16 protein-coding genes, 1 tRNA gene and 1 pseudogene are annotated in these 20,056 nt (G+C 58.6%); 12 read left to right on the top strand and 6 right to left on the bottom strand.

Annotated elements, in window-relative coordinates:
• Positions 1-381: 381 nt before the first annotated feature.
• The 3 genes from rpoD to BRPE64_RS32960 all read left to right on the top strand — a co-directional run bounded on the left by rpoD (position 382) and on the right by BRPE64_RS32960 (position 3,246).
• The gene (gene rpoD / locus BRPE64_RS19700; protein WP_016355292.1) at positions 382-2,442 is read left to right on the top strand and encodes an RNA polymerase sigma factor RpoD; all 2,061 of its coding nucleotides are present in this window, start codon (positions 382-384) and stop codon (positions 2,440-2,442) included.
• A gap of 144 nt (positions 2,443-2,586) precedes the next feature.
• Positions 2,587-2,663 (top strand) — tRNA-Ile (locus tag BRPE64_RS19695).
• Positions 2,664-3,054: 391 nt separating this feature from the next.
• A complete protein-coding gene (locus BRPE64_RS32960; protein ID WP_144063452.1) occupies positions 3,055-3,246 on the top strand; it encodes a hypothetical protein in 192 nt (63 codons plus the stop codon).
• An 84-nt stretch (positions 3,247-3,330) separates the two neighbouring features.
• On the opposite strand, the gene BRPE64_RS19690 is transcribed toward BRPE64_RS32960, so the two are convergent.
• The 3 genes from BRPE64_RS19690 to BRPE64_RS19680 all read right to left on the bottom strand — a co-directional run bounded on the left by BRPE64_RS19690 (position 3,331) and on the right by BRPE64_RS19680 (position 4,629).
• Positions 3,331-3,774, bottom strand: a complete 444-nt coding sequence (locus tag BRPE64_RS19690; RefSeq protein ID WP_044042566.1) for a toxin-antitoxin system HicB family antitoxin — start codon at positions 3,772-3,774, stop codon at positions 3,331-3,333.
• 90 nt (positions 3,775-3,864) lie between these two features.
• On the bottom strand, positions 3,865-4,170 hold the full coding sequence (locus tag BRPE64_RS19685) for a site-specific integrase (RefSeq protein WP_016355289.1): 306 nt from the start codon (positions 4,168-4,170) through the stop codon (positions 3,865-3,867).
• Between the two features lie 90 nt (positions 4,171-4,260).
• Positions 4,261-4,629: a site-specific integrase gene (locus BRPE64_RS19680; RefSeq protein ID WP_044042563.1), complete on the bottom strand. Its 369-nt coding sequence runs from the start codon at positions 4,627-4,629 to the stop codon at positions 4,261-4,263.
• Between the two features lie 172 nt (positions 4,630-4,801).
• Here BRPE64_RS19680 and tssF point away from each other — a divergent pair, with 172 nt between their 5' ends.
• From tssF to BRPE64_RS19655, 6 genes are all read left to right on the top strand, one after another.
• Positions 4,802-6,316: a type VI secretion system baseplate subunit TssF gene (tssF, locus tag BRPE64_RS19675; RefSeq protein ID WP_084675781.1), complete on the top strand. Its 1,515-nt coding sequence runs from the start codon at positions 4,802-4,804 to the stop codon at positions 6,314-6,316.
• A gap of 294 nt (positions 6,317-6,610) precedes the next feature.
• The gene (locus BRPE64_RS19670; protein WP_144063451.1) at positions 6,611-7,537 is read left to right on the top strand and encodes a fimbrial protein; all 927 of its coding nucleotides are present in this window, start codon (positions 6,611-6,613) and stop codon (positions 7,535-7,537) included.
• Positions 7,538-7,612: 75 nt separating this feature from the next.
• Positions 7,613-8,125, top strand: coding sequence for a fimbrial protein (locus BRPE64_RS19665; protein WP_044042554.1), 513 nt, complete (start codon positions 7,613-7,615; stop codon positions 8,123-8,125).
• 190 nt (positions 8,126-8,315) lie between these two features.
• On the top strand, positions 8,316-8,453 hold the full coding sequence (locus BRPE64_RS33275) for a hypothetical protein (protein WP_160167940.1): 138 nt from the start codon (positions 8,316-8,318) through the stop codon (positions 8,451-8,453).
• Between the two features lie 158 nt (positions 8,454-8,611).
• Positions 8,612-8,770 carry a hypothetical protein gene (locus BRPE64_RS33270; RefSeq protein ID WP_160167939.1) on the top strand — a complete coding sequence of 53 codons (159 nt, stop codon included), beginning with the start codon at positions 8,612-8,614 and terminating at the stop codon, positions 8,768-8,770.
• 3,760 nt (positions 8,771-12,530) lie between these two features.
• Complete coding sequence (locus BRPE64_RS19655; RefSeq protein WP_016355282.1) at positions 12,531-13,157, top strand: lysophospholipid acyltransferase family protein; 627 nt, start codon at positions 12,531-12,533, stop codon at positions 13,155-13,157.
• A gap of 466 nt (positions 13,158-13,623) precedes the next feature.
• On the opposite strand, the pseudogene BRPE64_RS19650 reads toward BRPE64_RS19655, so the two are convergent.
• From BRPE64_RS19650 to BRPE64_RS19640, 3 genes and pseudogenes are all read right to left on the bottom strand, one after another.
• Positions 13,624-14,844, bottom strand: a pseudogene (locus tag BRPE64_RS19650) (IS256 family transposase).
• 343 nt (positions 14,845-15,187) lie between these two features.
• Positions 15,188-16,144 (bottom strand): M23 family metallopeptidase, encoded by a 957-nt coding sequence (locus BRPE64_RS19645; protein ID WP_016355279.1) that lies wholly within the window; start codon positions 16,142-16,144, stop codon positions 15,188-15,190.
• 334 nt (positions 16,145-16,478) lie between these two features.
• The gene (locus tag BRPE64_RS19640; protein WP_016355278.1) at positions 16,479-17,855 is read right to left on the bottom strand and encodes a nucleobase:cation symporter-2 family protein; all 1,377 of its coding nucleotides are present in this window, start codon (positions 17,853-17,855) and stop codon (positions 16,479-16,481) included.
• A 250-nt stretch (positions 17,856-18,105) separates the two neighbouring features.
• Here BRPE64_RS19640 and BRPE64_RS19635 point away from each other — a divergent pair, with 250 nt between their 5' ends.
• From BRPE64_RS19635 to BRPE64_RS19625, 3 genes are all read left to right on the top strand, one after another.
• Entirely contained in the window at positions 18,106-18,453 is a 348-nt protein-coding gene (locus tag BRPE64_RS19635; RefSeq protein WP_016355276.1) for a response regulator, read from the top strand.
• A gap of 278 nt (positions 18,454-18,731) precedes the next feature.
• Positions 18,732-19,643: an STAS domain-containing protein gene (locus BRPE64_RS19630; protein WP_044042550.1), complete on the top strand. Its 912-nt coding sequence runs from the start codon at positions 18,732-18,734 to the stop codon at positions 19,641-19,643.
• A 51-nt stretch (positions 19,644-19,694) separates the two neighbouring features.
• Positions 19,695-20,054, top strand: coding sequence for an STAS domain-containing protein (locus tag BRPE64_RS19625; protein WP_016355274.1), 360 nt, complete (start codon positions 19,695-19,697; stop codon positions 20,052-20,054).
• The last annotated feature ends 2 nt before the right edge of the window (positions 20,055-20,056 follow it).

The following is a 20,056-nucleotide window of genomic DNA, read 5'->3' as shown; positions in this document are numbered from 1 at the left end:
CGCTTCGAGCGGTCGGCGAAGAGTCATCGAGCAGTCGACAAAAAGCATTTTCGAGTGGGTGTGCGTGGAAAGCGGCGCGGTCGGCCGGTCTCGAAAGAGGCGGGAAGACGCAGGCAGAAACGGCGGTCCGTTGAGGGATTGAGCGAGTGCGTGTGGCGCATCCCGCATAAATCATACGAAACGGGCAGAAACGCACGCTGACGAACAGACGGGCGCAAGGGAAGCGGCTGCTATTGCGGGTAAGGCGGGAGAGACGTGTGATCGTCGAATCCGCGATGGCGCCCCGGGCAGGGCACGCAGGACGAATCAGCGTGCGCGTATTGGGTATTCACGGTTCCATCGGCTGTTGTCCAGCAGCCGCGAGTCGAGACTAAAGCCGGTATGGCGAACTCCATGACGAAAAAGCTGAACGATGTATCCGTCGAAGACGACGCAGTGCAAAACGCAGAGCCTGCCGCCGCGCCTGCGGCGAAGGTCGAAAAGGCCAAGGCTCGCGATCGCCGCGCGAAGGAAAAGGCGCTTCTGAAAGACGCGTTCTCGTCGAGCGCGCCGGGCACCGTCGAGGAACTTGAAGAGCGGCGCTCGAAACTGCGCGCGCTCATCAAGCTCGGCAAGGAGCGCGGCTTCCTCACGTACGGCGAGATCAACGATCACCTTCCGGACAATTTCACGGAAACCGAGGCGATCGAAGGCATTATCAGCACGTTCAACGACATGGGCGTGGCGGTGTACGAGCAGGCGCCCGACGCCGAAACGCTGCTGCTGAACGACAATGCGCCGAACGCCTCTTCCGACGACGAAGTCGAGGAAGAAGCCGAAGTCGCCCTCTCCACCGTCGACTCCGAATTCGGCCGCACGACCGACCCGGTCCGCATGTACATGCGCGAAATGGGCACGGTCGAGCTGCTGACGCGCGAAGGCGAAATCGAGATTGCGAAGCGCATCGAGGACGGTCTTAAGCACATGGTCATGGCGATCTCCGCCTGCCCGACGACCATCGCCGACATTCTCGCGATGGCCGAGCGTGTGCAGAACGAGGAAGTGCGCGTCGATGAACTCGTCGACGGCCTGATCGATCCGAACGCCCAGGACACCGATGGTTTCTCCGAGCAGGAAGCGGAGGCGATCGAGACCGAGCGCGAAGAAGCGGACGAAGAAAGCGACGAGGAAGAAGAAGAGGAAGACGACGACGGCAGCGCGCAAGCCAGCGCCAACGCCGCGCAGCTCGAGCTCCTCAAGTCGCAGTCGCTCGAGAAATTCGCGCTGATCAGCGAGTGGTTCGACAAAATGCGCCGCGCCTACGAGAAGGAAGGCTACAAGTCGAAGGCGTATCTGAAGGCGCAGGAAGCCATCCAGACCGAGCTGATGAACATCCGCTTCACGGCGCGTACCGTCGAGCGCCTGTGCGACACGCTGCGCGCCCAGGTGGACGAAGTGCGTCAGGTCGAGCGGCAGATTCTGCATACCGTCGTCGACAAATGCGGCATGCCGCGTGCCGAGTTCATCTCGCGCTTTCCGGGCAGCGAGACGGATCTCGACTGGGCTGACAAAGTAGTTGGCGAAGGGCACGAATACAGCGCCGTCCTCGAACGCAACATCCCCGCGATTCGCGAGCAACAGCAGCGCCTGCTGGATTTGCAGGCGCGCGTCGTGTTGCCGTTGAAGGACCTCAAGGAAACCAACCGTCAGATGGCGGCGGGCGAGTTGAAGGCGCGTCAGGCGAAGCGCGAGATGACCGAGGCGAATCTGCGTCTCGTGATTTCGATTGCCAAGAAGTACACGAACCGCGGCCTGCAGTTCCTCGATCTGATCCAGGAAGGCAATATCGGCTTGATGAAGGCGGTGGACAAGTTCGAATATCGTCGCGGTTACAAGTTTTCGACCTATGCGACGTGGTGGATCCGTCAGGCCATCACGCGCTCGATTGCGGACCAGGCGCGCACGATCCGCATCCCGGTTCATATGATCGAGACGATCAACAAGATGAACCGTATTTCGCGGCAGATTTTGCAGGAAACCGGTCTCGAGCCGGATCCGGCGACGCTGGCCGAGAAGATGGAAATGCCGGAGGACAAGATCCGCAAGATCATGAAGATCGCGAAGGAGCCGATCTCTATGGAAACGCCGATCGGTGACGACGACGATTCGCATCTCGGCGATTTCATCGAGGATACGAACACCGTCGCGCCGTCGGATGCGGCCTTGCACGCCAGCATGCGCGACGTGGTGAAGGACGTGCTCGACTCGCTGACGCCGCGCGAGGCGAAGGTGCTGCGGATGCGCTTTGGTATCGAGATGAGCACGGATCACACGCTCGAAGAGGTCGGCAAGCAGTTCGACGTCACGCGCGAACGGATTCGCCAGATCGAGGCGAAGGCGCTGCGCAAGCTGCGGCATCCGAGCCGGTCGGACAAGCTCAAGTCGTTCCTCGAAGGCAACTGATCGAGTCGGGCGGACTTGTATTGAGAGGCGTTGTGAGGCAAACTCGCTACCCTTCGAGAGCTGCCCCGCGCAATGTTCGGAAGTAACAGAAAGCGCCGCCACCGGCGCTTTCTTTTTGCCCTCTGCAGCGTTCTGCATCCCCAAGGGCCGGAAGCTTAATTGGTATAAGCTGTCGACTCATAATCGACCGATAGTGGGTTCGAGTCCCACCCGGCCCACCAGTACTTACTTAAAAGTATCAAAGGGTTAGCGGTTTTGCGTCCCTGACGACCCGCTTTCAGGGACAGTCTGGGGACAATTCAGGGACGCGGGTAGGTCACGTGACCCATGCGGGCCTCCCGCGCTTCGCCTTGCTCAACGTGCGTTTGCAACGCTTTTATTCTGCATTCCAAAGTAAAAAGAACCCACCATGAGCATTCGCCTGCATAACCCGGCGGGCATTCCGCCGCCGTTTTCGTGTTACAGCCACAGTGCCTCGGCACCGGCGGACGCGCGCTGGCTTCATATGTCGGGTCAAGTGGGCGTGACACTCGAGGGCACTGTGCCCGGCGATTCGTCCACGTAGATCGAACTGGCCTGGGGCATCCTGCTGGCGGTCTGGCCGACGCGGGTATGACGATCACCGATCTGGTCAAGGTCGATGGTTTTATCACGCGATCGGATAAGGTACCGCTGTATCGGCAGGAGCGCGAGCGGCGATTGGCGGGTCACGCCTCGGCTAGCACGTTGGGTTGTCGTCGCCGGCTTAGCTGGACCGAAGCTGCTCGTGGAGATTCGGGCGGTGGTGGCGCGTTGAGCGTGTGAGGGAAGGAACGCGATTCCCGAGGAAATCTCGCGAATGAGCGCATGCATTATTCGCGACATCTTAAGTTCGTTCAGCCTTCTGCGTCAGCCGTTTATGGCAGGCTGGCCGTCTGCTGCAACACATCGCTCGAAGCAACGCATTGCATAAGTATTCAAAGATTGGCCTTGTGCTTTGGCGATGGTTTCGAGTCGATCAGCTAGATTGCCGGGAATACGGATCGTGAGCCGACGTTCAGATGCGCCGCCTTCTGGCATTTCGCCAAAATATTGCGCTACCAGATGGTCGGCATGCTTTTCGAGGAGTTTCAGAGCTTCGCCGTCCGTTACAGGTGCGAACTCCAGTAACGTTTCGCCGTCGTGATCGACCATGATCTGAAAGAACTCGCCATCGCGTGTTTGGTACAGCCCCCACCACCCTTGGGAAGCGCGCCAATCCATTGAAGTATGAGATTCTGGCTTGATTTCGAAGACGCAATTTGCCGTCGCGGTGTTGTACGACTTGCCGTTGATGATCCGTTTCATGCTCATGATTACTTCACCAGTTTACGTCAAGTGCGGGATCGTAAATCACTTGACGTCATCTGTTAAACAGGTGACGTCAAGTGATTGCTAAGATCATCAAGCGGCTGACGCTCCGTATTGGCGATTTGCGGTAGCGGAGGAAGCTTCGGGCACCGCCATTGCATCTTCCAGGAGCGCCATTTCCAGATCGTTCTGGCTGCCGTCGATCCACTTGGCGTAAGTGCGCAGGAACATCTCAACGGTATGGCCGAGCTGACGCGCGCAGAACGCGGGCGTCATCCCGGCCATCAGCATGCTGGTGGCGTAGCTGTGGCGCATGTTGTAGGGGCGGCGATAGCGGATGCCCAAGCGCTTGAGAATGCTTGCCCAGTAGAAGCGTTGAAATGCCTCCTCGCTATCCAATGCTTTCCCGTGCGCGGATCCTGAAACACCGTCCGCCCGCCACTTGCGTGAACGCGCGCTGGCGCTGTAAAGCGGCGGACGAACCGCTGTTCAGGCGTACGAGGCGCGCTTCGGCCGTCTTGGTGCGGTTCTTTTCTTCCCGCGCCACCAGCACACGCTCGATAGCGATCGTGTTGCCTTGAAATCGACGTAACGCCACTCCAGTCCGTTAATCTCGGAAGTGCGCAGCCCCGTCCAGAACCACAGTTCGATGTATTTGTGAATCTGCGCATCGACCGTGGCGGCTTCTGTTGCGAGGGTGTTTATGTTTGCCAAGCCACGTGCAGCCCCGAAGCCGTCCCCCGTGCGGGTTCCAAGGGACGCCGACGTTACCGTCGTGTGCCCGAAACAGCACTGATCAAGCGGAGCGTCACCACCGAAATTCAGAATTTTCTCGTCTATCGAGATGTTTGCAGACATTCGATAATTCGGTGGCGGTACCAACCTTTGGGAACGATCAGCCTGTCCAATCGTCGTTGCCCAGTCGTTCCGGACGTGATTATTCATCGCCAGTCGTGTTCGCTAAGCATTGCAAAATAGAGGGACTTGGCTTTCGGTTAGCCATTAATGTCAACAAGCAAAGGTCCGTCTGATGGACCCCCGTTTGGTTGCGGCCTATCTCGACGAACTTCGCTTCATGCAGGCATTGGGCGGGGAATTCGCGCGCGCTCACCCGAAGATAGCCCGCCGCCTCGGCATGCTCGGAGAGGACGCAGGGACCGAGGTGGGCGACCCCTACGTGCGTCGTCTGTTCGAGTCCTCCGCGTTCATCAACGCGCGCACGCAATTGCGCTTCGAAGACGAATTTCCGCTACTGACGCAAGCGTTGCTGTCGTCGGTGTATCCGAATTATCTGTCGCCCACACCGTCGATTTCCATCGCCCGCTTCTATCCGGGAGGCAAGGCAGGCGGCTTCACAACGGGCTACACGCTGGCGCGCGGCGTGGAGCTGAATTCCCTGAATTTACCCAGCGGAGAAAAGACCGCCTGCACGTTTCGTACAACGCAGGATGTTTCTTTCTATCCAGTGTCGATTCAGGACGGACGACTCACTCACGTTCCCCCTGATCTCTTGGGGCAAAGCCGTTACGTGCCGCCCGATCGCCAGGTGTGCGGTGCCTTGCGTCTGCGCTTGCGCACGATGGAAGGCGTACCGTTCTCCGCGCTCCGCGGGCTGGATCGACTGCAGGTCTATCTGGCGGGCGATGAACGCGTCGCCTCGCATCTGCATGAGCTGATCCACGCGGGCGCAGTCGTGTCAGTGATAGGCGAGCCGGGGCGCTTCAGCGACGCGGGTTACACGCCGCACGTCGTCAGATCGGATGCGGTCGTTCAGGATGGGCTCGGGCCGGAAGAAACCGTGCTGCCGCTGGTCGCGCACAAGTTTCTGGGTCACAACCTCGTGCAGGAATACTTCGCCTGTCCAAACCGATTTTACTTTTTTACGCTGACGGGGCTCGAGGCGGGTCTCGCGCGCATCGCCGGCAACGAGGTTGAGATCATCGTGCTGCTGGACCGCTCCACGAGCGAGCTGGCCCAACATGTGGATGCTTCGATGTTCGCGTTGTTCTGTGTGCCGGTCGTGAACCTGTTCAAGGTTCGCACCGCGCCCGCGAAGCTCAAAGAGGAAAGCGGCCAAGTGCGCCTCGTGCCCGTCGAGAACAGGCCTCTGGACTACGAAGTTCATTCGGTGGAACTGGCCATCGGTCAAGTCGACAACGACGATGATTCGGAAGAGCTGCGTTTCTATCCGCTGCACGAGGCACGCTTGCGTGATGAAGACGAGCTTGGACGCTATTTCACGGTGCGTCGCGAGCAGCGCCTGAGCGCGGCGAAGGGGCGTTCTCAAGATACGCGCGCGCCGTATATCGGCACGGATTCGTTCCTGTCGCTGGTTGGCCGGGACGGTCTGCCCTATGTTCCGGATGAATCCAGCGAGAGCGATGAGGATCGCCGGATCAATTACCTCTCTCTCGACGCGTGGCTGACCAATCGCGACCTCGCAGGACGCCTCGAATGCAACGGCGTGAGCGATCTGGGCCTGCCGGAATCGACTACAGCGCAGACGCGGGCCATCAGTTCGAAAACATGGCGAACTGGAATCTGACGTGGCAGTCGTCGGCGGGTGCCGCAGGTAGCGCGGGAAGCTATGCAACGGCGGGCCCAATCAGCCCATGTGGCGGAGCGGCGTACAGCGTGGAGCAGATGCGCGCCGAGCGGCTGCTGTCATGCCCAAACAACGCAATGCATCCTCCTCCGACTTCGGCCCACCGCTGGCGAAATTGCGCAAGGATGCCGGTTACACACAAGTGGAATTTGCAGCTTCAATCAGCGTCTCGCAGCGCATGATTGCCTACTACGAAGCGCCGGACGCAATGCCCCTGCCCACTTGCTGCCAGAGATGGCGAAGGTATCGACGCCGGCGACCAAAGACTATTGGACATGCATCGTGTCGGGGGGGTGGTACACCGGGACCGACTTTGAAGTCGCCGGGATCATCCCCACCACGCCTACTTCGTTCACACGGTCATACAATGGCACGCCTTTCTCCGTTTATGCGACAAACGTCAAGGGCGTGGGTATGGCGTTGGGCGGGTACATCTATGCCTCTGGCACTCAATATGGCCCCATCGACTTTCCAAAGTTGGGACGTCAATGGCACAACACCGGCAGCCCCGTCAATAATGGCGGACAGCTGATCGCGTCCTTGGTGAAAATCGGAAACATCACGCCAGGCACGGTGTCTGGCCCAGTGGCTCAAGCGTTTTCATGGAATTGGGCGACGAAAATTGCTTCACCGGTAGGCCATCTCGATCTGAGTGCTGGCGTGATCAACTTCGACATGACGCCCGTCAGTATCACCGTTTTGACCTGTCAGACTCCTGACGTTGACATTGATATGGGCACGCAGACCCCGTTGGATTTTCCGGGCCTGGGTACGCCGTCCAACAAGGTGAAGTCGTTCCAGCTTGCATTCAACAATTGTCCCGCGGGAACTGCCGACACGATCGATAAGAGCAATCTCTCTGGCCTGATCCACAGTGTCACATATCGAATCGATCCGATTTCTCCGGATCGCCTCGTATCCGGCTATAGCAACGTCGTCGCGCTGGACACGGGAACAGCGCAGGCCGGAGGTGTTGGGCTGCAACTTTATGACGCAAATGGCGCAGTGGTTCCTTTGGGCACCTCTATCGCCCTGGGCGGATTCGACGGGACCAAACTGGGCAGCTACAGCGTACCGATGAAGGCCCGCTATTTCCGCACTGGCTCGATTACGCCGGGAACTGCAAACGCAACAATGCAGGTGACCGTGTTGTACCAATAGGCTTGGGAGAAAGCTGCTTTTTTAGAACGCTGTCGCGGCACAATGCGTCGTGCCCGTGAAATTTAGGAGAATCAAATGAAAAAGACGAAATTCATGTTGGCAGCGGTTGCGCTGTCGGGATCCGCATCGGTGCTTGCCGCAGACGCCACACTCAATTTCAGTGGGACGATCATCCTTCCAACCTGCTCTGTAAATCCTCAGGAAGTCAAGCAGGATATCGATCTCAAATCGATCAAAGTCACTGACTTTACAGGTACTACCGCGAACGCTACACCATTTCAGATCGATCTGGAAAACTGCGTCACTGGGACTAACGTCTCTATGACGGTCAGCGGCACAACGGATACGGTTGCCAGCGTTTTGAAGAATACTGGAAGTGCCACCCAGGTTGGTGTCCAGTTGCTGAAGGCCGCCTCGGTGGGTGACACAACGGGAACGGCAGTTACCTTGGGCGGTGCTTTGTCGTTGGGCGCGGTCGATACAACGAACAAAATGACCATCCCGATGGTGGCGCAATTCTACAAGCTGGGTACGCTTACAGCCGGAACTGTGGCGGCGGCTGCTACTGTAAATTTTAGCTATAATTAATAGCTAAGTAGCACGAAGCATTGTATGACAGGGATGGATTGCGTACAGTAGTGCGGTGAACGTGATCCAGACGCATTGGTTTTCATGTGGCGCTTTGGGGCGTCTGCGCGGCGTGGTGTGTTCGTTCCTATCTCGGGGCGGCACGCCACGACGCGCATCACTGTTTTGCATACTTTGAAAGGTGAAAATTTTGGAAAAAATTGATCGTCAAGCTCTTGAAGTGAGCCAAATCTCCGGTGGCGGCTCGAAGAACTCGAGCGCCGCAAATTCGACCGACATCACCGTGGTCGTCACGAACCCGGCTGCCAATGAAAAAGGCAGCACTTAACTGATTCTGTTCAGAAACGCGGTGAACCTGACCAAAATATATTGGTTCTCATGTGGCGCCAAAGAGCGTCTGCGCGCCGTGGTGTAGTTTCGCCCTATCTCGGGGTGATAATCCGCGATGCGTATCACTGTTTTTGCATACTTCGAAAGGTGAAAATTTTGGAAAAAATCGATCGTGAAGCTCTTGAAATGAGCCAAGTTTCCGGTGGTGGGACGAAGAATTCGGGTGCCGCAAATTCGACCAATGTCAACGTGTCTGTTACCGTTCCTGCTGCTCCTGCTGCTCCTGCTGGTAATGGTGGTGGTACAACGGACTAATCAGGTAAGTCTTTTCGCCTGAAAGGCAGCGCCTGAGGGTAGGCGCTTCTATTCATCCGGAGTGTGACGTATGAGAGATGCGGCTGCGGGTGATTGTCATAATCAGGCAGACCGTGCGTTGCATTTGTAGTGCCGGGCGGGCTCACTCCCAAGGGTGTTGAATCCAACGAGCGTCGGAACTTGCCATGTGGGCGGAATTACGGCGCGCTGTGAGGATGCTGCTCGTCGCAACGCGCGAACACGGCGGCCGGATTGCGTGCGGAAGTAGCTGCATCCGGCCTCGGCATGAAGGCCACGTGATCGTGCTTCATTTTTCTCGAAACCATCCGCGCTTCTTTTTAGCGGGTTGCGCGCGGCGTGGTCAATGGCCTTAGGCCGATGTTGTTCCATGTTATTGGCGGTATAGCCCGAGCCGATGGCGCTTAGTTACCCGATTTCTGGGGCGGGCGCATACCATCCATCGCCAAGGTAGGTTGTTGCTATTGAAGCCACTATCTGGTTGTGGACGAACGCGTCGTGGCCGCGTAACGCATCGCCTCGCGATCATATTAGTCGAACAAGAACGTCCCGCAGCAGCTCGCCGTTGCAACATCGAAATCCAAAGCCGTCAATGCGCACTCTTTGGTTGCTATGCTCCCCGATCATCTTGTCATCATACGGACGTTGCGGTCGAGTTAGAATCGAGCGCCGTTGCTCAGTAACTCGTGCACACGCAGACGTAATAGGTGCGCCTTGCCTGGAAGGGCTACGTCCTGTCGCAACGGGTTCCACGCTCGTATAGCCCTACACAGCAACTGTCGTCGTAAGGCAGCTTGTCCGCGATGGACCGGTCGCATCGACGTCAAAAACATCGTCGGTCTGACAAGGTCGGCCTACATCTTGCGATGTGGCTAGGCGCGGCGGTTGAGCGCGGACACGCTCGGGCTCGACACACTAAAAACTTCGCAGACCGCTTCGCTGGTCGTCCTCTCGTAGGAAGGACAAGTGCGCTATCTATCTTACCTTTGCCGTACTCGACTGCTTCCGGGGGAGGTTCGCATTGTCCGTGACATATTGACGGACGTTGATCGCACCTTGCGAATAAGCAAGAGCGCATGCGCAAGCTCCGATGCCGAGACCACTTCCGCGCCAGCTTTGATCGCTGATGGGAGGATGTTTTCGTGACGCATCGTGCGCCCACGAAACAATGCGTTCGAGTGCTCGCGTAGTAGCGTGCGACAATCAAACTCTAGCTACAGGATCAAAACGTTCAGTTTTCCTAGTCTTCTGCGCCTCCTTCCATCTTCACATAAGATTCGGAAAACTAAATAGTGTACCTTGTCGCGGTTGATAATGGTTGAAGACATGCCCAGCTGGTTGAAATTTGCGGTTCAACTGATGCTCTAAGGACTACTTTCGTTATTGAGTTTTGAAATTTGTAAATTTGAAATGTAGATTCGCATAACTGAATAAAACGGATATATAATTTCTTAACTGACACCGGCAACGTTGTTTGAAGTCGGATAGTCAGTACTTTTAATCGATAAACAGAGGTTTTAAAATGCAAAAGATCGAACGTAACGCTCTCGCACAAGCTCAAATCGCTGGTGGTTCGGCAAAGTCGTCGGGTGCTGCTAACACGACGAACGTTGACGTGACCGTCAACCCGGCAGCACAGTAAGCGGGTTGTGGCAGCTCGCGCTGCTGAATCCATCGAGCGTCGGAGTTTCCGATTTAGGTGGAATTTGAGCATGTCGCGAGGATGCCTATTGTCGTAAGATTCGACACGATGGCCGGATTGCGTGCAGAAATGCCGCATCCGGCCTTCGGCATGATTGCGCGCGCAATCGCGCTTCGTCCCTTTCTCGAAACCTTTCGCTTTTCGTAGCCTTGTAGGTTGCAAATAGGCGTGGTCAATGGCTTGGACTTATGTCCTTCGCGTGCCGTTGACGATGTAGCCCGAACCGATGCCGCTCTCAGCTGCGCGATTCGGGGAGGGGCCACCGCCAGGGCAGGTTGCTATTTCAATCAGCATTTCATCGGACATCATGACGCTGCTGTGGCTAGTCGTTGTGACCGCCAGACTCATCGCTTCACGATCACATCATTCCAACACCGACGACGCGCAGCACTCGCGGTCGCTGCATCGGTACCAGAAGCCGTCAAGGCACACTCGCTGGTCGCTGAATTCCCCAGTCATCTTGTCATCGTACTGACGTTTCGGTCGACTCAGAATTGAGCGCTGTTGCATCAGTAACTCGAGTACGCACGCACTAAGCCGGCCTTGCATGGAAGGTCCGCGTTCTGCTGCAATGCGTTTCGCGTCTGTATACCCCCTTGCGCGGCAGGGGCATCGATGACCAGTGGCCCGTGAAGCGGCGGATCGCTCCGACAAGCAGGAGCATCGTCGGTCTGGCCGAGTCGTATGGGTCTGGCGATGTGGCTGGGCGAAACAGCCGAACCAATACGCTCGAGTTCTATACACCAACAACATCGCAAACCTGCACCATTGCTCGCCGTCCAGAAGCAAGGACGAGTGCGCTATTTATCTTTGCGCTCGCCGTACTTGACTTCTTCTCGGCGTTTCGCGTTATCCGTGCTGTTGCACTCGCGAACGAGCTTGAGCGCATCGGTACGTTCCGATCTCGAGCTACTTCTTCGCCACCTTTGATCGCTGATAGGGGGAGGCGGACGCAACTTGCGCCCAGTGAGCGGTGGGTTGGGTGTCACGTCGTGCTTGTGCGCGACAACGGAATCTGTTTTCCCACCTCATAAACGTTCTGCTGTACTCATCTTCCGTTCCGCCGCCCAGTGGTGTCGACGCTCTGGAAACCTCAATATGTCACCGTGCGCCGGTTGATATCAGTTGAAACTGCACCACCGCTGGTTGATGAGAGGAGCGTGACGGGAGTTTTGGGCCATTTTCGTTATTGAAGTTGGCAATTTGTAAATTTGAAATGTAGATTCGTATAACTGACTAACGCGGACGTATAATTCTTTTGCTGACGACGGCTTCGTTGTTTGAAGCGGTACGTCAGTATTTCTAAATGATAATACAGAGGTTTTAAAATGCAAAAGATCGAACGTAACGCCCTGGCACAAGCTCAAATCGCTGGTGGTTCGGTGAAGTCGTCGGGCGCAGCTAACTCGACGACCGTTGACGTGACGGTTAACCCGGCTCAGTAAGCGGGTTTGGTGGCGCCCACGCGTTTGAAAAAACGCGTGGGCGCCACGTGTATGGTACGGCAGTATTTCGTAATTAACGGAACTAAATAAAATGCAAAAAATTGCACGCAACGAATTGGTCAAGGCTCAAATGGCGGGTGGTGCCGGTAAAGGCAACAGCAGCGCTAGCAACTCCACGACGGTTGTGATCAACATCAAGTTTAGTTAAGCGTTCGGGGCTCTAGCTTCTGAGTGGGTATGCAAGGGTGGGGTGATCTCCGCCCTAGTTCTTTTGGCCGTCGGCTATTTACAAATGATTGCGTTGAATCCTGGAGTCTGGTTTTCTCGGGCGCAATTTCGTTTGCGCCGGGCGGTGGTGGGTAGAATTCCCAGGAGCGTGCTCGAGCAAGTTGCGAGTTGGGTCTGGCATATTCGAAGCGTCTTTGATGCCAATTTCCGGGCGAGTGGGGAAACTCGGGCGGAAGTTGCGCGGCATGTGCTTGGTCTTAGTGGGTCGCAATCGGCTTGCTCCCGTATCGGTGGTCAGCTCGAGAAGCTAATCGATCAACGAATCTATTTCGGTCGTGCTATTCGGAAGCAGGAATCGTGGTCTGACATGGATGCCATTGCCGCAGAGCTGGCGTCGAGAGTCAAAGCCTTGAAGCGCGCGGCTCCGCAGCAACCGGTCTTCCTTTCGCCGTTTCACTATGTTTCGCAATACGCCAACATCTATATTGTTGAGCGAATTGCCAACCTGCTCGGTCTCAAGTCCATGGCGGTCGTGTCTGGTGTGTTGCAGAACCAGTACGGTGACGATCACGCGCTTATTCCGGGTATTAGAGTGCTTTACACGTACGGCGACCAGAACCGGAACGGTCTGGGCGTGCGTGTCGCTCGCTCGTTGAAGAGAGACGGCGTCGCGGTTTTGTTTGCCGATGTACCTCCCTTTACGATGCACCGCTATCCGATGGAAACCGTGAGCGTCTCGATGTTTGGGAAGGAGGCGCGTGTTCATAATGGAATTTTTCGCATGGGCGAAAGCTTCAACGCCGTCATGCTGCCGTTTTATCTGCGCTTCGAGAAGGGGCGTTTCAATGCGCACATTTTCGAACCCGTTGTGTTGGCCTCTGGCGATGCGCCTCAAAGGCTCGCCAACTATATCGAAATTGCGCTGACGGATAACTATCAACAGTGGACGCCCGCTGGGCATCCGTCGTTGTACGCGTTTTCTCCTGCCAAGTAGAGCCAACTTTATTCCAGCTTTTACGCACAGGCCCTCGGATATCGTGCTGATCACGATCCGGGGTATTGCCGCGTAGTTCATTCTCTTCATGCAACCGACCGATCTTCCTCATTTCAAGGATGTGCCTTGGCGCTGGATCGCTTACACGAGCTCGGCCATCACAATCTTCGCGCTGGGTTTTTCTTTCGTTCACCAGATCGAGCTCAAGCAAGACGTGACGGGCGAGATCGTGTCGCCGGCGGAGGTGAAAATTCAGGGACTCACCGGATTGGTGTCGGCTATCTATGTCCACCCGTCCGAACATGTTGAGCCCGGCACACCGCTGTTTCGACTGCAACGGGACTTTTCGCTGACGAGTAGATGGCGCGCATCGCAGAGGTTGAGCTTGAGCGGCTCAACGCGGAGGTATCGGTGGAGCAGTTGGTGCGCGTGCAGGGGATAGAGCTTGCGAAGTCGGGTAGCGGATTTACCCGCGTGCATTGGTGAAACGTTCACCAAACTGGCTCATGGCGGAGAACCAGTCGAATGCCGCCCGTACGGACTTGGCCAGCACGTTGCGCAGGGCCAGCCACAGTAGCTTGATGGCTGCCTCGTCGTTGAGGAAGTGGTCGCGTGTCTTGAAGATCTTGCGCAACTGCATGTTCAGACTCTCTATGGCGTTCGTGGGGTACACCACTCGCCGTATGTCGGACGGAAACACGAAGAACGGTGTGACGTTTTCCCACGCCCGTCGCCATGGCTGCACGATGGTCGGATACTTCGCGCCAGACGGCCCTTCGGCAAAGACCTCCAGTGCCTGCTTCGCGGCCTGTTCGCCGGCGGCTGCATAGATCGGGCGCAGCGCTGCGGCGACGCTTTTGCGGTCCTTGTAGCTGGCATATTCCAGACTGTTACGGATCAGATGCACGATGCAGGTCTGCACGGTCGTGCGCGGGTACGCCGTGCCGATCGCCTCGGCCAGTCCCTACAGGCCGTCGACCACTGCGATCCGGATGTCCTGACAACCCCGGGTCTTCAGTTCATTAAACACCTTGAGCCAGAACTTCGCGCCCTCGGTCTGTTCGATCCACAGGCCGAGCCCATCGCGCTGGCCGTCGGCCTGGATTCCCAGCGCCAGATACACCGCCTTGTTGCTCACCACGCCGTCGCCACCGATCTTCACGCGCAGCGCGTCGAAGAACACCACCGGATACATCGGCTCGAGCGGACGGTTCTACCAGGCAAGCGTTTCGGCCATCACCTCGTCGGTGACCGAGCTGATGAAGTCGGCGGAGACCTCGGTGCCGTAGCTTTCGGCCAGAAACGCCTGGATTTCGCGCACGCTCATGCCACGGGCGTACATCGCGATGATGCGTTCGTCGAAACCGGTGAAACGGCGCTCGTGTTTGGGAATCAGGAGGGGCTCGAAACTGCCCTCACGATCGCGCGGCAAATCAACCCGTACCGGGCCGCGCTCGGTGATCACTGTCTTGCCGCTGGCGCCCTTGCGTTCATTGGTCTGCGCAGAAGGCTTGAGCTGGCCGGGCCGGTAGCCCAGACGCATGTTCATTTCTGCGCCCATCGCGCGTTCGATGAGCGCCTTGTTGAACGCCAGCATCAGGTCCTGAACCTCGGCGGGCGTCATCGGGCCCTTCACCAGTTCATCGAGCAGCCTGAAGGGCGACGGTGCGTTTCTTTTCATCGGCATATCCATGACCTCGATCCTTCATCATATGCCTCGCCCACGAAATTTCGGATAGGGCCGACGGCAACTCTCAAACGCTGCCCAGCTTCAAACCCGGCGTGCTTAATGCATCGTCCTGCGAACGACATCCACGGAATCAGCGGCGGGTCGGCGCGTAAATCAGCATCGCGTACGCGTTCGACAACTCAATTAGACAATCGACCGGCTACGAAGAGGAGCGGTCGAACCAAGCGCTGTTGTCGATCAACACTGCGTTACGCGGGATCACCTCGACTGTGTCGCCAACTGACGCGTACAGAACGCGGGCGTCACGCCGGCCATCACACGCGCATCACCCACCCCCCCATCACGCATTCGACTCACCCGCAAACAACGCAAGATAAACCGCCGGGTTCACCGGCTGACCACCCACGCGAACCTCAAAATGCAGATGCGGACCCGTCGAACGGCCGGTCGAGCCGACCTTGGCGATCGCCTCGCGTGGCTGCACCCGCTGCCCGACGTGCACCACGATCTTCGACGCATGAGCGTAACGCGTGATAAAGCCGTTGCCGTGATCGATCTCGACGGTGTTGCCATAGCCCGGCATCGGTCCGGCGTAAATCACGCGACCGCCTCCGGCCGCGAGGATCGACGTGCCCGTCGGGGCGACAAGGTCGATCCCCGGATGGAAACTCAGGTGATGCGTGAACGGATCGAGTCGGTTGCCAAACGGCGAGCCGGTACGCCCGAACGCAAGCGGACGGCGGCCCGGGAAGGCGTCCCACGCCGCCTCATGTTCGGACACGCCCTGCTCGAGCGCGGCAAGCGTCGCCGTCAGGCAATCGAGTTCGTCGTCGGTGGCTTGCGGATCCCGATGCGCACCGGCTATTCGGCAGGGTCGAGGCGGCAGTTCGGGGCCGCCGGCGGCGTCGCCGTTGGACGCGCGCGCCGACGTTCTTGCAACCGCGCTGAGCGCAGCCGTACGCGGCGATTGCGCACGCAGGCGCTGGTCAAACGCGCTCAGGGTGTCGAGCTTTGCGGCGAGCCGTTCGGCGCGCGCATCGAGCGAAGCATTCGCGGCCTGCAGGCGCGCGAACTCGGCTGCCGAGTAAGGGGGAGGGGAAACCACGGAACCAACGGTGGAAGACCTCGCGGGCTCATGGCGGATCAGCAACGGCTGCGCCCTGTAGTGCCCCACTGCAAGGCCGGCCGCAAGCGCGAGCACGACCGCCGAGCATGCTGTACCAACGATGTTGCGCAGCGCGCCGCGCCGCATCACGATGTACAGATCGTTTTTCGAACCGGAGAAGACTGAAGCCACCTTTACCCCTCTACACCCAATTTCCAATTCTGAGATGGTAAGAGCGCCTCGGATCTCGACCTATCGGACGATTCAGAGAAATTTGAGATGTGTGCGCGTAGAGCTGCAATAGTTAAGTGACAAATAAACCGGCCAGCGCCGGCACGGCTCGTCAGGAGCGTGCTTCCCGCTGAAGCGATCTTCGGATTGTTCTGATATCGCGAGATGGTCTTTATTGGCGCTCGGGATGTGCGGCGCTTTTCCAAGCATCAGGCGCCATAACGCCGAACTGAAGTCACCCGACACGCGCCATCAAACCCGCTCGATGGCGACGTTGTCTTCCTCCAAATCGACGTCACTCCTTCGCCACCACATCCGTATCGCCATGCCGCAGACTCAACGGCATCTCCGCCGCAATCTCCCTTTCAACCTCGTCCGACGATCTCCCGCGATTGAACAGCGCGTTGAGCAAAATCGCGAACACGGCGGCCAGCGTAATTCCGCTGTGCGTCAGCGGCCCCGCCCAGGCGGGCATATGCGCGAAAAAGGTCGGCGCCACCAGCGGAATAACGCCGACGCCCACGCTGATCGCGATGATCAGCAGGTTGTTCTTGCTCTCGAAATCGACCTTGCTGAGAATCTTCACGCCGGTCGCGGCGACCATCCCGAACATGGCGATGCCCGCGCCTCCGAGCACGACCACGGGTATCGACGCAATCAGGTTCGACAGCTTCGGCAGCAGCCCGAGCAAAACCAGGATCACGCCGGACACCGCGACGACCCAGCGGCTCTTCACGCCGGTAATCCCAACGAGCCCGATGTTCTGCGAAAACGACGAATGCGGAAACGTATTGAAGATGCCGCCGATCACGGTGCCCAGACCATCGGTGCGCAAGCCGCGCGTCGCATCGACACGCGTGACGGGCCGCTGCGCCAGATCGCCGAGCGCGAGAAACATGCCGAGCGATTCCACCATGATGACCACCATCACGAGACAGAGCGATGCAATCGCCGCGATTTCGAACGTCGGCGCGCCGAACGCGAACGGCCGCACGGGCGCGAACCACGCGGCCTGCCCGATGCCCGAGAAATCGACGAAACCGAGCGGCAGCGCGATCGCAAACCCGATCGCCATGCCGATCAGCACCGATATATTCGCGATGAAGCCCTTCAGATACTTGTTGATGAGCAGAATCGCGAGCAGCACGACCGCCGCGATCATCAGGTTCTTCGGTTCGCCGAAGTTCGCGGCGCCGCGTCCGCCGCCGGCCCAGTTGATTGCCACCGGAAACAGCGTCATGCCGATTGTCAGGATGATCGTGCCGGTGACGATCGGTGGAAAGAATCGCATCAGCCGTCCGAAGAACGGCGCGATCAGAACGGCAAACACGCCCGCCGCGATCGTCGCGCCGAAGATTGCCGTGATGCCCGCTCCGGACGTGGCCATCGCCACCATCGGACCGACCGGCGCGAAGCTCACACCCATGATGACCGGCAGCCGGATGCCGAACTTCCACACGCCGATGCACTGCACCAACGTGACGAGCCCGCACGCGAACAGGTCCGAGCTGATCAGAAACGCGATCTGATCCTTCGGCAGTTTGAGCGCCGCGCCCACGATGAGCGGCACCGCAATCGCGCCCGCATACATGACGAGCACATGCTGAATGCCGACCGCAAGCATCTGGCCGGCGGGCAGCACTTCATCGACGGGATGGATCGTTTGGGCCATGTGCGCTCCGGCGTAAGCGATGAGTTCAAGCGCCCGAGTATTGCACCGCGCGAGAGCCAAAAAATATTCCGGCTGCTATACGCGGCATCGCATGCAAGTGGCCGCCTGCGCGCGTGCCCGGTCTAGGGCAACGCGGACAAACGTTCGCCGCCTGCGCAAAGCAGACGCGAGCGGCGCGCCCGGTGCACTACACTTGCTAGCGCGTCTGTCACGACGCGTAGTTTTGTCCGTCGAAACGGAGTCAGTCACGATGAACCTGCTTTTCGTCGACGACAACCACGCCTGCGTCGAAACCCTCGTCGACATTGCAAGCGGCCTGGGGCACACCGCGGCCGTCGCGCACGATGGGGCCGCATGTCTCGCGCTCACGTCGAGCGAGCATTTCGACCGCATCTTTCTGGACATTTCGTTACCGGATGCCGACGGCCGCGAAATCTGCAGCGCCATCCGCGCGGCCGGTCCGAGCAGCGACGCGCGCATCATCGCAATGACAGGCCACACCGATTTCGTCGAAGGCAGCGGCGACACCGACTTCGACGGCTTCCTTCTCAAACCGATCAGTCTTCAGGCGCTCGAGCTGTTTCTGCTTTCACGCTGATCGCAGTTCTGACCGCTTTTTGTCCAGCCGGACGCGAACGTCCGGCAGCAATTGCCGATTCCGTGCGACGCGCGTTCCAAGCGCGCTCGAAAGTCCGCGAAACCTTTATGCCGCAAGGCTTTCCTGACTGTCGAATTTTGGGATGGCGTGCTACATTCCGAACGCCTTGCATTGCTTCACGTCGATATCGCGTGCGCGACAGCCGCCGCTGCGGCGCAAGAAAAACAATCAGCTTCGGGCTTGGCGCCCGACATCAACATTTGCACAGGGATCTCGGCATGGAAATGGTCGGCGGAAAGCAGCTTGCCCAATTGTTCGAAAGCAATCAGGAGCAACTGCTCGCAGAGTGGATCACGAAACAGCATGCGGTCGCGTCGCGGCGCGGGCTCGTCGGCGAAGCGGAGTTGCGCAATCAGTTCTCGCAGTTCGTCTCGCTTCTGGTGGCCGCGCTCGGCACGTCGGATCGCGTCGATTTCGGCTCCGGCGCGTGGCAGGACGTGCGCGCGTTTCTCGCGGACATGTCGGCGCAGCGCGCGCGGCAAGGTTTTTCGCCGGTCGAAACCGCGATGTTCGTGTTCTCGCTCAAGCAGCCGCTCTTCGCGCGTCTGCGCGACACGCTCGGCGGCAATTCCGGGACGCTCGCCGATCTCACCTGGACCATCAGCACGCTCTTCGACGAAATCGGTCTCTACACCACCGAGGTCTTCCAGGCGAGCCGCGAACAGGTCATCGTGCGTCAGCAGCAGGAACTGCTCGAACTCTCGACGCCGGTCGTGCAACTTTGGGACGGCGTGCTCGCGCTGCCGCTCATCGGCACGCTGGATTCGGCGCGCACGCAGGTCGTGATGGAAAACCTGCTGCAGAAGATCGTCGAGACGGGCGCGGCCATTGCGATCATCGACATTACCGGCGTGCCGACCGTCGATACGCTCGTCGCGCAGCATCTGCTCAAGACAGTCGCGGCGGCCCGGCTGATGGGCGCCGACTGCATCATCAGCGGCATTCGTCCGCAGATCGCGCAGACCATCGTGCATCTCGGCGTGAATCTCTCGAACGTCACGACCAAGGCCTCGCTCGCGGCGGCTTTCGTGGTCGCGCTGCAGCGCACGGGGCAATCCGTGTCGGGCGTGCAGAGCGGCTCGCGCGGCGTCCGCCAGAGCGACAGCAACGATTCGCTTCAACCCGAATGACGCGGCCTCACGCCATTCCAAGCAAAGAACGCGACTGAACGGGGTCAGGCGATGGAACGCATTCCGATTCTCACGATGGGCAAGCTCCTGCTCGTCACCATTCAGGTCGACATGCACGACCGCCTCGCGCTCGCGCTGCAGGACGATCTGACGAGCCGTATCGTCAAAGACGGCGCGCGCGGCGTGCTGATCGATATTTCCTCGCTCGACGTGGTGGATTCGTTTATTGGGCGCATGATCGGCAATACGGCGGCGATGGCGCGCGTGCTCGACGCGGAAACGGTCGTCGTCGGCATGCAGCCTTCGGTCGCGATCACGCTGGTCGAGCTCGGGCTCACGCTCACGGGCGTGCGCACCGCGCTGAACGTCGAGAAAGGCATGGCGCTGCTCGCGAAGGACCGCGCGGCCTGACG

It is taken from the genome of Caballeronia insecticola, from assembly GCF_000402035.1.
GTDB classification, from domain to species: domain Bacteria; phylum Pseudomonadota; class Gammaproteobacteria; order Burkholderiales; family Burkholderiaceae; genus Caballeronia; species Caballeronia insecticola.
This window is presented reverse-complemented; position numbering and strand designations above follow the sequence as displayed.